Below are 14,608 nucleotides of genomic sequence, written 5' to 3' on the forward strand. Positions count from 1 at the left end.
CCGCGAACATTACGCAGAAGCTGATCGACAGCAACATGCTGCCAGAAGCGCAAGCCGTGTGGCGCGGGAACTGCTCAACCTCGAACTCGCTCGCCTTCGACGGCGGATTTGACCAGCTCGATACAACCAAAACGGGTACCGGGTTTGATTGGCGTCTGACCACACAGGGCGACGTGGACATACAGGCGACGCAGGATGCGGCAGGTAATCGCCGCCTTGAGCTTGAAGTGAATGCGCCCCTATCCGTTCCCGTGATCCGGCAGCGCATCGTGCTCAAGCCCGGTCGGTATCGGTTGACTTGGCGGACACCTGAAACGACCCAGAAAGCGGCGACCGGTCTGACCGCTTCGCTCGCTTGTGCCCCCAGTCTGCGAGATGCACTGCCCGGCGCGGCCGACGGCGCGGCCAAGGACATGCATGTTCAGGAGTTTATCGTCGATTCCAGTTGTGCCGTCGGGGAATTGGTTTTCTGGCTGTCGCCGAAATCACAGATCCATCTGGACGACATAACGCTGCGATAGGGCGATCCCCCGGCTCAGTCCGGTGCCCAGGCCGACGCACGACGCGAGGTGTTGATCGGCGGTGCTCGACCCGGCCGATGTGTGCTGCAACCGCACGGCCGCGGCAGTCCCGTTTTGGACAGAATTTTGCGGCAACCAATGGCGGTTTAGCGTGCGGTGCAACATAAAGTGTCTCACAATATCTCGGGAACGGTGATAACAGAGCAATTTGAGAGTTCGAACCACGCGCGGAAGTGGCTCAAGGAGAAATGCGTGGCAAATCTCGAGTGCGATAGCATGGAAGGCGCGCCATCCGCCTCCCGGGGATATCTCAGGTATTTCGGATACCTCATCACCTGCACGGCAGGGTTCGTGGTGGCTCCGCCCGCCTGCTGCGAGGAAGCGCCCCACACAACTGCCGCGGTCGATGTCGATTTCGGCCGGATCAGTGGGCCTCTCGATCATATGGCCGGCGGTTTTCTCCACCCCATTTCGCCGACGAAGCCGACCGATCAAATCTTGGCACAGATGAAGATCAAGGCCATCCGCGCGGCCCCGTTCTACATTTCGAATGGACAGGTTTGCTTCACCGGCAATCCCTCATACTTTCAGCCGAGGAATAAGGCGGTCACCTGCTCCACCGCCAGACAATCCGGATCCTGGGACCGGTTCACCGCGCTCAAGCCGGCACCTGTCATGATCTCCAACATAGCATTCTTTCCCAACAAGGTTCCGGGCCGCAAAACCTACTGGCCGGGCGATGATGGCAATGTCACGTGGGGCAACATTGTGGACCAAGTGGTGAGGACCTCGCAAGCTTGGGGCTACCACGGAGCCTATTCGGCCTGGAACGAGCCCGATTATCATTTTCCAGCGCACGGCGGATGGGCCAATTACAAGCGCGCTTACGCAACGGCGTTCAAGCGTATCAGAGCAATCTGCAAGGACTGCCAGGTCGTCGGCCCCGAGATTTCGACCTACAAGTTCGATCTTCTCAAGGATTATCTGCTCTTTGCGCGTCGTAACCGCGTCTTTCCGGATGTTCTTGACTGGCACGAGTTGACCAACACGCCATCGGAAATAAAGGCGCATGTAGCTGAGATCAAGGCGTGGATGGCGCGGCAAGGCATGCCACACATTCCCGTCTATATCACCGAGTACGGCACCCGGCCGTCGTTCGGCCATCCCGGTGATGCGGCCAGTTTCATCTCCTATCTGGAAAGCTCGGGTGCCGATCTGGCGATCCGGGCAAACTGGATTCCTCCGGGTCAGAACATGAGTGGCAATTTGCCTGGCGCCGTCTCGAGCGATGGAACGCGGCTGACAGCCGTGGGGCAAGTATACCGGAATTACAGCGAGATGTCCGGCAGCAAGGTGGCTGCGACGACGTCTGCACCCAAAGATGCGCACCTTATGACGGCCTTGGCATCAAGAGACGACAGCAGAAAAATGGCTTGGGTGCTGATCGGACGGCGTGAATCGCCAGATGCCATGACAGACTTTGCGGTTTCCCTGACCGGCATCCCTGACACGCTTGTAGGCAACGGTTTCGTTCATGCCGAGGTAGTTGTTGTCGCGGATCCTGCAGCGAGCATCAGCCCGCCGGGGCGGTTTGGCCCGGCCGATCCCGAATTGCGCACCAACACCGAAATCACGGTAAAGGGCGGGCACGCGTCGCTCAAGGTGTCGGTTGGTCCATGGGAATCGGCGTTCCTGCGCCTTACCCGACCATCATCCATGGGCGTTTCGGGGAGCCAACCGCTGTCACCGTTCTGATTTGTTTGCCATCCATGATCTGCGCTGCAGCGCGGGACATCCCGATGGCGGCACTTTCCAAGATCGCGCAGGAAGTACGGGTCAAATGCCGTCCCAGAATTTGGCAGTTGCTTGGCGGTCAGTGTCGCTGATCTGTCTTGGAGTTGATATTGTGAAGGTTCGAGTCCGGTTTGCAGCAAAGGTGGCCTCATCGCTGGCAGATCAGTTGATCCTCTCAGGGGCGAACTTTGTCCTGAATGTCACTCTGGCATCGAGCATCAGCACTGTCGACTACGGCATATTTGCATTGGTTTACTCTCTCGTTGTCTTGATCAGCATTCTGCACTCTCCTTTTGTGGGTGAGCCGCTGACAGTTTTTTGGCCTTATAATAGCAACAACATCGAAAAATTTAAGCGCAGTGCCTTTGTTTATAATCTTCTGGTGATTGCGGCGGCAGTTCTCCTGTTGCTATTCGCTGATATATTCATTCGGTTCGATTATGCTTATCTGAGCGCCTTTATCTGGATTTTGATTTCGTTTTCGTTGATGTGGTTGTTCCGCTACTTTTCTTACGCCCAATCTCGCCCGGGCACCGGGATGATACAGAGTGCGATCTATGCCGCAACGCTGATCGGAGTGGTGATTGCCTTGCGGATGACGGGCAACCTCACTGGCTTGACGGCGCTGTGGGGGCTGGGTGCCGCTGGCACCGCTGGCGCGATCTACGGCACAATCCTGCATCGGGTGAAACTGAGCGGAGCGGGGCGCAGCGATATCCCCACGATCATTACCTTGGCCCACTACGGCAAGTGGTCGGCACCGTCGGGGATCGCCAACTGGGCAACAGCGAACATCCTGCTGGTGACGATGCCCATTTTCGGGTCGGCTGCCGAAGCAGGACATCTCAAGGCCTTCCTCAATGTGCTGCTTCCGTTTCAGCAGGTGCTGCAAGGCGCCTCGCAGATAGCGCTGCCAGTGCTGGCCCGCGAATCAACACTGGGCAACACGCACCGTGCGAAGCGGCTCCAGACCCTGTTCTTGATCGCGTCGCTGGTGGGTAGCCTCGCGGTGGTCGGCATCCTGCTTCTGTTCGGGCGGGAGATCTACGCAGTGCTCTATGGGCAAGCCTTCCAAGTCAACGACACGCTGTTGCTCTATGGTGCGGCCCTTCCGGTCGCCATGGCGCTGATTGCGGCCTTGCGCACAATCCTGCGCGCCCATCAGCATCCCCAGGCGGTGCTGATGGCGTATGGCATCGGGATTGGCGCTGTCGGCATCATCGGCGTGCCGATTGCATCTGTCGGCAATGCAGCGACAGCGGTGTTGGTAATGTCGGCGATCCACGTTGTAATCTTTATGGCAATGGCTACTAGCATCGTGCGTTTGGCGCGTACGGGGCCCGGTCGCGAAGAGGGGACACTTCCATGAAATGTGCCATCGCCGCAGTGAAGTTCAGTGACAATCTTGGAGATGGGATCATCTTCGAGGCCCTTTCGCGCTGCCTGCTCCATCACCGCCCAGATCTCGAGATTGTGGCGATCGACCTGAGCGGGCGCACTAGCCTGGGCGGTGAGCATACGCAGCGTCGCAGGCGCTCGACCGGGGTCATCACGATGCTACCAAAGCCCGTGCGCCCGTTACTGCCGCTGATCAAGTTCGGTGTCGTTGATCGCGCGCGGTTGCTGCGCCATTTCCGCGAGGGAGTCGCCGGTTGCGACTATGCCATCGTGGGCGGCGGGCATCTGCTAGCCGATGCGAACCTCAATTTTCCTACCAAGCTTTCCGTGCTGGCATCTGCGGTTTGCGGGTTGAAATTGCCGTTTGCGTTCTATGCCGTCGGTGCCTCGCAGTGGAGTTTGGCAGCCCGGCGGTTGCTGCGCAGCGTCTTTCGGCAGCTGGATGTCCGGTGGCTCTCGGTCCGCGATGTCGATTCGCAGGCTCTCGTCCGCGAAGGCCTGTCCTCATCGGAAACCGTTGCGGTACAGGTAACCTACGATCCGGCAATTGCCTGCAGCCGCTTTATTCCGGCTGAACGACCACGCGGCACACTGCGCAAGCGGATCGGGCTGAATGTCATTGGCACAAAGTGGATGATGCTCGACGCGAACAGTGCCAGCGCGCGCGCATTTGATCTCGCTGCCTACGGGGAACTCGTCGACAGGATCCTTGCTCAAGGCCATGATGTCGCGCTCATGTCCAACGGTGCGGAGGAAGATCACGAGCAGATGCTGCAGGTTACGGACGTCGTCGCAGGACAGATCGAAAGCGGGCGAGTCACAATCCTGCCACGGGCGCGCGGCCCCCTCGAACTGATCCAGCAGATAAGTGGACTCGACGGCGTCGTCTCGCACCGTCTTCACGCCACCATTGTCGCGTATTCCTACGGTGTGCCGGCAATCGGCCTCGAATGGGACAAGAAGGTCCCGTCGTTCTTTGCAGCGGTCGGCAGATCCCAGTTTTCCCTGGCGCCGGCGGTGCAGACACCCGAAACCATTGCCGATGCGCTGGAAATTGCCTTAAGCAAGCCTGATGATGACACGGCTAAAGAAGCGCGTATCGACGAAATTCTAGTCCACATTGGAAAGATGGTTGCCGCGCTGGAAGAGCCCTCGTCTCGACCCGGCGTAGCAAGAGCATGAGGCGGCTTCTATGCGGCAGATGAAGAAATTGCGCCGTGTAGCGCCCGTTTCAAACAGCGCCGATCGCGGACCGAACCTGTACACCTACACCGCCATTGTGGCGATGCTTGGTCTCATGACGTTGCTGACCTTCGTTGACCTGTCGGGGCTCCTTCCGCTGCAGACAAAGGATGCGGAGACCATCGCGAACTTGGCCGAACGCGGAGTGTCGGGCGACACTAACAGTTATAAGGCGACTGCACTATTATACTCCCTGCTCAGCCCCACCGCGCGGTTGACCGTAACGTATGGCCTAGGCATAGCCTTCATCATTTATTGCCTTTACAGCCTGCGGAAGCCACTCTGGCTCGGTGTTATGTCTTTTATGCTTATCGGCCCAATGATTTTTTATTTGACTCAGTTTAATAAAGACACAATTTTGCTACCATTTGTTTTGGTTGCAGGAATTATTACTCGATTGGATATGAAGCAAAGCTCTAAGGTTGGATTGATATTCTTGACTTACGCCACCTACGCTTTGGCGTTCCGTCCATATTATTTCATGATTGGCGGAAGTGTTGTGGTGTTCGCCACATTTCCGCGGCTGAGCGTTGGCCTTCGAACATTTTTGATTTTCAGCGCGATCGTTGGATCATTTTTGCTGCCTGAGCAGGTATTTTATGGGCTCCAGAGCTATCGAGACAGCGTAAATGTGGTGAGAATTCTCTACCAGGCCGAAGCCGGCGCGCGAACGGCTTTTATGAATATTGTATCTCCGGACAGTTTTTACCATTTTCTATTAAATTATGCTTATGCACTTTTAAGATTGAATCTGCCTTTTCTGTTTGATCTTAATGTCAAGGATCTATTTTTGATGGTTAACATCATGATATTGATCTACTTGTTCAGCAGGGGATATCGATCAAAGCTCGACAGCGTTCGGGTTTCCGGTTTCGTTTTCGCGTCACACTTCCTCGTTCTGCAGATTTTTGAACCGGATCTTGGGAGCTATTTCAGGCATATCAGCATCGCGCTCGCCATCGCGGTGCCCGCATTCATTCTGGCGGAGCAGCCGGATCTCGGCATGTCCACGAAGCGAAAGGTGGCCCGCCCAATGCGAGGCCGGACGACGCCAATCCGAAGGCCGGGCGATGCGGCCAGATTTCCGTGGCCCCTTTCGGTAAGGAGCTGAACCGATGCCGCTTAAGTTTGACCGCATGCTGTCGAAGTGCCCGTCCCTCAGGGAGCGACTGCGTTGCCCGCGGTGCCGGGGCGCCATTTCGGTTAACGAAGGTCGGTTACAGTGCAGCGATTCCCGTTGCGAGTTGAACGAAGAAGCCTTTCTTGTCGCGCAGGACAGGCCTGTGCTCGTTGATTTTGCGAACAGTATCCTCACCAGGGAAAGCTTCGTGCAGCGCGCGGGCGCATCCGCGGTTGTCAGGCATGTCGAAAGCAAGACCGTCCGCCAGCGCCTGCGGAGTCTCGTCCGGACACGCAATGCTGTCGCCGAGCGGGTCGGCAAGGATATTCTGGCTCGTCTCGGCGGGAGGCCGGTGGACAAGCCTGGCGTGATTCTGGTTATCGGGTCCGGCGAAGTTGGGAACGGCATGGAGGAGATGTATCGAACCTCCGATGTGGCCTTGATCGGGCTCGATATCTATGTGTCGGACAGCACGGATGTTGTCGCCGATGCACACCAGATCCCCTTTGCCGATGGCACATTCGATGCCGTGTGGATCCAAGCGGTTCTGGAGCATGTGCTTGATCCCCAGATGGTCGTGGACGAGATCTGGAGGGTTCTGCGTCCCGACGGCGTCGTGTTCTCGAGCACGCCGTTCATGCAGCAGGTCCATGAGCAGGCTTACGACTTTGCCCGGTTCACGCGCAGCGGCCATCGTTGGCTTTACCGCCGGTTCGATGTGATTGAAGCAGGATCGGCGATCGGCGTTGGCACCGCCTTGTTCTGGTCATTGCGCTACTTTTTCCGCGGGGTCGTTGGTAGCAAGCGCATTGGAGACGCACTCGCTGGTGCGTTCTTCTGGCTTAAGGTCTTCGACCGCGCGACGAAGTTGCAGGAGGACGGGGCGAGCGTGACCTACATTTATGGGCGGAAATCCGAGCATACGCTCACCCCGTCCGAAATCGTGCAGTTCTATTCGAAATAGCGGCAGCTGGCCTGGCAGCTCGTTGCTCGATCGGCGGCAAACAGGCGGTGTCGGCGGCCTGCGTGTTGGCCGGCCAAAGCGGCAAGGTCACCAACTTGGCGCTGCAGTCAGACCCTTCCCAGTAGATGGCTCTGATCGCTTAATCGGGATGGCGTTGAAAATGAAGATTCTGCATGTCAGTGAGGTAACGGTTGGCGGTATTGCAACCTACTTCGAGGAGATCATTCCGGCCCAGGTAGCGGCTCTGGGACAGGGTAATGTCCTTTTCCTTGTCCGGTCGAGCTTCGCCAGGAGAATGCCGGAGTTCGGGCTTGCCACGCTCTTCACCTATCGATCGGAAGAGCGGGACCTTGGTTCGTTGTGGAGGATGCTACAGAGTTATCGTGCCGTTCTACGCGAACACCGCCCCGATGTCGTGCATCTGCACAGCACATTCGCTGGGTGGGTTGTGCGCGCCTACCACATGGTGTCGTTTCGGCGGCGGCCGCGGATTGTGTACTGCGCGCACGGTTGGCCGTTCTTGATGGAGAACGGCAAGCTGGCGCGCTGGCTCAGCCGAAGGATTGAACGCGTTCTCTACCATGCCTGTGATCGGATCATCACCATATCGAAGTACGAAGACACGGAAGCGCGCCAGATCGGCATCAAAGGAGACAAGATGCTGATGATCTATAATGGCATTTCCGCGGCTGTACCGGATGCGGGGGCGTCGGCGGACGAGACTGCCACAGATCTTGCGGACTCAAGCCTCAATCTGCTTTTCGTGGGCAGATTGGACCCCCAGAAGGGCTTCGATCTGCTCGAGACAGCCATGCAGTCGGTTCGCCGCCAGGACATCTGCCTTCATGCCATCGGCTCCAAGATCATGGCCAGCAAGGCAACCCGCGCGGCGGGTGCTACAAGCTCGGCAATCCTATTCCATGGTTGGCTGCCGCGCCCGGCTGTGCTTGCCTATATGAGAAAATGCGATGCCGTTATCATACCGTCGCGTTGGGAAGGCTTCGGGCTTGTCGCCATTGAAGCAATGCGTTTCGCCAAGCCGGTCATCGCCAGCAGGGTAGGCGCATTGCCCGAGATCGTGGTCCCTGGTGAGACGGGATATCTGTTCGCCGCTCAGGACATCGCCGGTCTAAGAGATATCATCGAAGGACTTGACAGCGACGAACTCAAGGCAATGGGCGAGCGGGGCTATGATCGGTTCATAGCCCATTTTACCTCGGAGGAACTCAACACGCGTCTTCTCGCCTGCTATGCGGAGTTGGTAGAACCTATTGCCTGTTGCGCTTGAGCGGGTTCGCCGGTTGGCTGGCTTTCTCCCGGCGCAAACGGGATTTCGGCGACATCTGTGATGGACTGCAACTGAAATCCCGCAGGGTCGGCAGCGCGTTCGAGCCTAGCGAGCAAGCCCTACGTCTTGGCCCTCATAGGCTGGTTTCCTCGGGTCAGGCCCGCTTGATGTTGTCGCGCAGGATGTACCTGCCGTTGTTGCTCTGGCCATAGAACAGACGCATATCGATGTTCTGGCAGGTGTTTCGCTCTATCGTTATCAGCCCGCCGGTGCCGTTGCCGGACGCATCAACCACCCCGCCATTCATACCGGACCAGACGCCCACAGCGCCGACGGGCGCCGCAAGGCCAGTAACGTTGGTCGAGAAATCGCAACTGATGCCGATCGGCGCAGTGCGCAGGGTCTGGTTCGTCTTGACCCCCCACTGCGCATTCACGGCGGCGAACTGCGGTGAGTAGATAGGGCTGAAGGCATGCACATCGTAGTTCTGGGTTCCCACGACCGGCTGATTGCGCCACTTCAGGATGTACGTCCTGCCATTGTCGTGCTGCATGTAGAGGATGGATTGCGCATCGCCGAACTGTGCAAGATCGGCATCGGCAAACCCGATTATGCCGCTGCTGTTGAAGGTGGTCAGGCTGTTTGGTGTGATCGGCGCCTTCGTGATCGGTGTGCCGCTTGATCCGATGTTGTTGTAAATGATAAGGTCGACAAGCCCGCCGCTGGCGCACGTGAATGTGTTTTCATAGACGTGGCAGTTGACGCGCGCGTCGATGCACCGGCGCACGGCATACGTGTTGATCGAGTTTACCGGACTCGGGGCTGAGAAGAAAAAGTTGTTGTGATGGACGGAAAACTGGCCAGGACTCTCTCCGCCCGTATCTGCGCCGGTCGACCGCCAGAGCCGTATACAGTCCGCCACTGCCGCGCCGCCCGCATCGGCCTTGGTGTATTCACACCAGTTATGCGAGATGTCCACCGTCTTGAAGTTGCCATAGGTCTCGACATAGCTCTGTTCGCCAACGGTCCAGATCATGTCATGTACGCCGACGACACCTTCGTTTGACGAGCCCTTGTGAACCAGGCCTCTTTCGCACCTGGTGATCGCCCCCCCCCGGATGAAGTAACCATCGTTCCAGCCAGTTGAGACTTCCTGCGTGTAGCCTGCCGTGAAAGCATACTCGGTCTTGAGCGGCGCATGGAACGCCCGCTTGCAGTACAAGGCCCGAGGACGCACGCCGACAATTCCCGCCACACCGATCGTCAGCAGTCCGTCTTCGAGGTTCTGGAAGCTGCAATTCTCGTGATAGAGATGGCCTGCAATGAGGTGGGCATAGCCGACTCCGAAACCGGCCCCATGGAAATTGACATCCTTCAGAGTCACACCGTCCGAATAATCATAGCTGCGCGCAGCATCGCCGGAGGCCGCCAGCGATGAGTGGAACAGGCACGGCACCTGGCTCGTTGCCGTGGCAGGATTCACGAAGCCGCCACCCTCTCCGTAGATGAACCAGCGGCGCGCTTCGAGACGCGTGGGGATCCGGATATTCTGAATCTTGAAGAAGTCGCCGCCGAGATAGAGCGCCTTACCCGGGAACAGGGCGAGATAGTTGAACGCGTTCTGGACCGCCGTGCTGTCGTTCGTGCCCACGGCGTTGTTGTCTGGGCTAGCGTCGCCCTTGGCGCCGAACATCTGTGGGCGGACGACGGCTTCTGCTATTTCCCACCACGCGCCATCGGCGCTCTGGAAGCGGCCCGCGTGCGCGGGCTGCGTTCCGACTCGCTTGTAGAGCGCACCGCCTTCATCGCCGGGCCCCGCGAAGCCGGCCGTGCGTACAAACGTGTTGCCCGAAGCGATGGTGCTGGCCGCAGCAACGGCGACCGATTCGGCAAGCATGGTCGATGCTAGGTTTGCCCTGCTTGCCAGGGTGCGTGCAAAGCTGTCTGTCGTCATGAATCAGCTCCCCGCGCGGATGAGGAGCGTCGAACCGGCTCCTTGCCGAGCCCTCAGGAAGCAATTGCCAGGCAGCCGGAAGCGTCCTGCAGTTGCAGCGGAGGTCATGGTCGAATGGACCTTGTCCCAGATTAGGCAGTCATTGAACGTGATGCCGTCGAAGCTGTCCTGAAATTCATAGGCCGATGTCGGCGTGTTTATGATCTGGATCTCCACATCCGGATAGAGCTTTGCATCGAAGGCCGTGGTCGGCACCCACGAGATCGGTGCGACGCGCGGCAGGCTCATAACCTCGGCATAAGTATCCGTGCCGATGTCGATCAGTTGCTTCTGATTGTTGCCAATCGCCGTGTACGTGGTGTCGGGCATTGCTTTCTCCTGGGGGGAATTTCCGGGCAAGGCCCGGGCGCTACGAAGGGATGGACTTGGTCAAGCCGGTAACCGCGCGTGTCCACCCGCGCTGATAACAGCCTCCAGTCGATGCAAATTTGCCATAAAGGCCTGTAATTGTCAATATAAAAGTGCCATATAGGTTATATATAAGCCAATATGGCGTAAAATCTGCGGATAATGCTCCACACCCGTTCTTGAACGCACAAGCAGACCCGCTCCCAACCGCCAATTCGTTCGAATTTTCGCCGCCTTTGTGGCTTGGGAAGGTGCACTGCGTGCGCACATCGTGCCCGATCCACTCAATCCAGGGACGGATGCAGCCAGATGGCGGCGTCAGTGCTTTCAACCGGGCTGGGTCATGCCCCTGATCGCGGCAATCGCATGCTGATCCGCCTCGATCGCCGCCGCTTCGGAGCCGGCCTCCGTATCACCGCGCAGTCCGGGGGCATTCCCCGAGTGACGCAAGTGGATGATCACGCCGCCATCGAACGTCGCGCGCGAATGCCATCTGTTAGTTTGAGCGTCTGCGCCTGTCCGGCAAAGCTGCCAAACAGGCGTGTCTGGACGGCCAGCCGCGCCGCATCCTCGCCAGCCAGAAGCCGCGCAAGCAATTCCTCGCTGACCGCCAGCGGAAACGGCGTAATACGGTCACTGAAAGTGAACCGCTCGAGCAGGGAGCCAAGCTGCGCCGATACGCTGGGCGCGGCTGCGGTCAGCACTGCCAGGACCGGAAGCACGGCATCGCACTGCCGAGCAGGAAGTCCCTGTTCGCCTCGTATCCGCACACCTGGGCCGAAACCGCAGCCAGTTCCTCGGACATGGCGGCAATCACATAGGGGGAGCCCACCCGCGTGCGGCGGCATGTAGCGAAGCGGCCACTGCACTCGAGCGCGGTGTTGCTGCTCACCGGTGTAACGACGCCGGTAGCCCCCACGCGTTCGGCACAGAGAATGCCAAGCACATCACCGCGCATCCACAAGCCGGTCTCGTCCGCAATCAGCAGCCGATCCAAATCACCATCGTTGGAAATGATCGCGTTGAAGTCTCCGCCCGCGGCCAAATCCCGTGCCAGTGCGACATCTTCCGGCCTGATCGCTTCCGTGTCGACTGGCGCAAATGTCTCTGATCGCCCATGAAAGGAGATCTCGGCTCCCAGGTCCATCACGATGTGCGCCAGAAGGTCGCGCCCCACTGCCGAATGCTGATAAATGCCGATCCGTGTGCTGGAAAGGGCACCCGCGCCGAAATGATCAAGATAGCGCCCCGCGTAAGCGTCCTCGACATCGGTGACCGGCGGCAGCGCCTCGGCCACAGCCAGCATGCCGACTTCAGAGAACCGGCCGCCACCAAGATGAAGCGTCTGCCGGCTCATTCCGGCTTCATCCGGCTTCAGCAGTTCGTCGGCAGAGCGATAGAACTTGATCCCGTTGCGGTCCGCCGGAATGTGGTCGCCGGTCACCATCAGCGAAGGAATGCCTTGGGCGAAGGCATAGAGCGCCAGAGCCGGCCTCGGCACATCGCCACAGAACACAGGCTGACCGCTGCAATCGCGAATGGCGGCTGCGCAAGCGGCGAGGATGCGCGGTGTGCTCGGGCGCGCAAGTCGCCGGCAAGGGCCACGGCACCGCCAGACTGAAACACTCGCCCTGTTCGGCCATGTAGCGCAGAAACCCTCTAGTATAGCCGTAGCAAACCCGGTCGCTCATGGCGGTGACCATGCCGCGCGCACCGCTGGTACCAAACGCAATGCCGCTCTCGCGCATCAGATCCTCGACCGTGATCATCGGTACTGTCTCCCCGGGCTTCCGTCCCGCCGTCTGCCTCGCAGGACCGGGGCGCACTGCCTCCTGCTCGCGGCCGCGCCTTCCTCGGTATTCCGGTAAAGAAACCCGCGGTACGCCGAAGTGGTCCGTCACGCAGGCGGGATATCCGGGCAGCACTTGCGTCTATCCTGCCGCCTTCCGTTAGTTAGCACGGGGGGCGCTTGAGCGGCCGTGTCGGCCATACCTGCCGCAACTGGCCGAGGGATCAGGTTTTTGGCGCACTGAAGCTTCCGCTCACCCGACCGCGAGAGCTTGGCGAATTGCCGGGGTCAGCGCTGCTGCCGTCGCCGCTCCGGCCGTCGATGTTCGAAATCCCGGTGCTCAGATCGATCACTAGCCGCCCACCGTTCAGCGTATCTGTGCCGCGCCGCAGCGCAACATTGCCGGCCATGGTGATGATCTTGCGATCAAAATCATAGACCGCGACATCGCCCGTCGCCCGCTCGTTGCCGCGCGTGACGACAACTCCGCCGGTCGCGTCGATCCGCTGGATCTGCAGGCTGCCTGCATCCGTATAGGCCACCGTGGTGCGCGCGGCACGCAAGGTGAGTTCAGCTTGCGTGATATCGACATTGCCCGAGAGCACGACGCGGTTCTGCTTGTCCTGCAATTCGATGCGATCGGCCGCGTAATTGACCGGAGCCTTGCTGTTGTGGCCCGCAATGGCCTGTGCGGAAAGGTACTGCACCCCCGCTACGAACGTGACGGACAGCGCAAAGCCGATCGCAAGCGATCGCATGGGCCGGCCGGCCTTCAAGGCTTCGATCAACGTGGTCATTGCATCGCCATCAGGGCATCTTCAGCTTGCCAGGTTCCATGGTGAGGCGCGCGTGCCCATCAAGCTTGATGGTCCTTGCCTCAAGGTCGGCGCTTATCCTGTCGGCCGAGAAAGTGCCAGCGGGAATGCGTCCCTCGGCCCGCCCCTGGCTGACCAGACGGCGCTTGCCGATATCGATGTCGGCCCCGCCGGTCACCATGCGGTAACCGTCCGACGTCTCGAAATTGACAGGTGTCGGGACGACGATCTCCTGCTTGCCAAAATCATAGACCCCCGCACCCGTCGTCAGGCTGGCGGGGCCATCGGTCAGCATCACGCGCGCGGTGATGTCGCGCATCTCGACTTCGTCTTTCGCCTCGGAATGCTGGACCGCGCTGCCCGCCGTGACCGAGAAATTGCGTCCGTTATCGTCCTGCCCGCGGTACATCGCGCTCACCACGCGCAGGCGGTCGGTCACCATCGCCACCTTGTTGCGATCAAGCAGGAAGCTGATTTCCCCGCGCGGGGAGAACGGCGCGATCACCAGCACCGCGAGCAATGCGCCGATGATGGTAGGCATCCCGACCGCGACAAGGCGCACCATGCGATCATGAAAGCCCCCCGGCGCGGCAAAACGCTGGCGGCGGCCGCGCAGGCTATCGGCTTGCTGGGTCATTGCGTGGCGGGGCGGGGAAAGCGCACGTCCGCGTGCTCATTCGTGGCTGAAAATGTCGCGCTCGGCCCAACCGGCAATATCGAGCAGCGCGCGTGTCGGCAGGAAATCATAGCAGGCCTGCGCGATCTCGGTGCGCCCTTCGCGCGCCAGCCGCGCCGCCAGAATGCCGTGCATCGCATGAAGATAGCGCACGTCCGATGCAGCATAGTCCTGCTGGGCGTCGCTCAGCACGGGCGCGCCCCAATCGCTCGACTGCTGCTGCTTGGAAATCTCCTTGCCCAACAGTTCGCGCACCAGTTCCTTGAGTCCGTGGCGGTCCGTATACGTGCGGACCAACTTCGAGGCGATCTTGGTGCAGAACACCGGCGCCGCCATCACCTTGAGGTAATAGTGGATCGCGGCAAGATCGAAGCGCGCGAAGTGATAGAGCTTGAGCCGGGCCGGATCAGCCAGCACCGCGCGCAAATTGGGCGCAGCATAATCGCTTCCCGCGGCAAAGCGCACGAGATGCTCGTCGCCCTGTCCATCGGAAATCTGCAGCAGGCAGAGCCGATCACGCGCGGTGATCAGCCCCATCGTTTCAGTGTCGACAGCCACAGGCCCCGGCGCGAGCACGCCTTCGGGCAGGTCTTCTTCATGCAGGTAAACAGCCATGCGGTCGGCTTAGGCGCTCGGGGC

General features: G+C 59.5%; 14 protein-coding genes. 7 read left to right on the plus strand and 7 right to left on the minus strand.

From position 1 onward, the window contains the following. From CFE35_RS02915 to CFE35_RS02945, 7 genes are all read left to right on the plus strand, one after another. Positions 1 to 521: hypothetical protein (locus CFE35_RS02915; RefSeq protein WP_292927797.1), on the plus strand; the 521-nt coding region annotated here is incomplete at its 5' end. A 252-nt stretch (positions 522 to 773) separates the two neighbouring features. After that, positions 774 to 2,276 (plus strand): hypothetical protein, encoded by a 1,503-nt coding sequence (locus tag CFE35_RS02920; RefSeq protein ID WP_292927799.1) that lies wholly within the window; start codon positions 774 to 776, stop codon positions 2,274 to 2,276. Positions 2,277 to 2,397: 121 nt separating this feature from the next. Next, entirely contained in the window at positions 2,398 to 3,684 is a 1,287-nt protein-coding gene (locus CFE35_RS02925; protein ID WP_292927801.1) for a hypothetical protein, read from the plus strand. Further along, positions 3,681 to 4,895 carry a polysaccharide pyruvyl transferase family protein gene (locus CFE35_RS02930; protein ID WP_292927803.1) on the plus strand — a complete coding sequence of 405 codons (1,215 nt, stop codon included), beginning with the start codon at positions 3,681 to 3,683 and terminating at the stop codon, positions 4,893 to 4,895. The genes CFE35_RS02925 and CFE35_RS02930 overlap by 4 nt, the downstream gene beginning before the upstream one ends. A gap of 10 nt (positions 4,896 to 4,905) precedes the next feature. After that, a complete protein-coding gene (locus tag CFE35_RS02935; protein WP_292927805.1) occupies positions 4,906 to 6,066 on the plus strand; it encodes a hypothetical protein in 1,161 nt (386 codons plus the stop codon). A 133-nt stretch (positions 6,067 to 6,199) separates the two neighbouring features. Further along, entirely contained in the window at positions 6,200 to 7,039 is an 840-nt protein-coding gene (locus CFE35_RS02940) for a class I SAM-dependent methyltransferase (protein ID WP_292927807.1), read from the plus strand. 160 nt (positions 7,040 to 7,199) lie between these two features. Beyond that, positions 7,200 to 8,327, plus strand: coding sequence for a glycosyltransferase family 4 protein (locus CFE35_RS02945; RefSeq protein ID WP_292927809.1), 1,128 nt, complete (start codon positions 7,200 to 7,202; stop codon positions 8,325 to 8,327). Positions 8,328 to 8,481: 154 nt separating this feature from the next. Here CFE35_RS02945 and CFE35_RS02950 read toward each other — a convergent pair whose 3' ends face one another. The 7 genes from CFE35_RS02950 to CFE35_RS02980 all read right to left on the minus strand — a co-directional run bounded on the left by CFE35_RS02950 (position 8,482) and on the right by CFE35_RS02980 (position 14,584). Continuing rightward, a complete protein-coding gene (locus tag CFE35_RS02950; RefSeq protein WP_292927811.1) occupies positions 8,482 to 10,281 on the minus strand; it encodes a hypothetical protein in 1,800 nt (599 codons plus the stop codon). 3 nt (positions 10,282 to 10,284) lie between these two features. Beyond that, entirely contained in the window at positions 10,285 to 10,650 is a 366-nt protein-coding gene (locus tag CFE35_RS02955; protein ID WP_292927813.1) for a hypothetical protein, read from the minus strand. A 497-nt stretch (positions 10,651 to 11,147) separates the two neighbouring features. Then, positions 11,148 to 11,393 (minus strand): hypothetical protein, encoded by a 246-nt coding sequence (locus tag CFE35_RS02960; RefSeq protein WP_292927815.1) that lies wholly within the window; start codon positions 11,391 to 11,393, stop codon positions 11,148 to 11,150. Next, positions 11,387 to 12,205: a hypothetical protein gene (locus CFE35_RS02965; RefSeq protein ID WP_292927817.1), complete on the minus strand. Its 819-nt coding sequence runs from the start codon at positions 12,203 to 12,205 to the stop codon at positions 11,387 to 11,389. Before CFE35_RS02965 ends, CFE35_RS02960 begins: the two co-directional genes overlap by 7 nt. A 497-nt stretch (positions 12,206 to 12,702) precedes the next feature. After that, positions 12,703 to 13,236, minus strand: coding sequence for an LptA/OstA family protein (locus tag CFE35_RS02970; protein ID WP_292927819.1), 534 nt, complete (start codon positions 13,234 to 13,236; stop codon positions 12,703 to 12,705). 49 nt (positions 13,237 to 13,285) lie between these two features. Then, positions 13,286 to 13,930, minus strand: coding sequence for an LPS export ABC transporter periplasmic protein LptC (locus tag CFE35_RS02975; protein ID WP_292927821.1), 645 nt, complete (start codon positions 13,928 to 13,930; stop codon positions 13,286 to 13,288). A gap of 36 nt (positions 13,931 to 13,966) precedes the next feature. Next, a complete protein-coding gene (locus tag CFE35_RS02980; RefSeq protein WP_292927823.1) occupies positions 13,967 to 14,584 on the minus strand; it encodes a ribonuclease D in 618 nt (205 codons plus the stop codon). Positions 14,585 to 14,608: the final 24 nt, after the last annotated feature.

Source organism: Novosphingobium sp. PASSN1 (assembly GCF_002278815.1).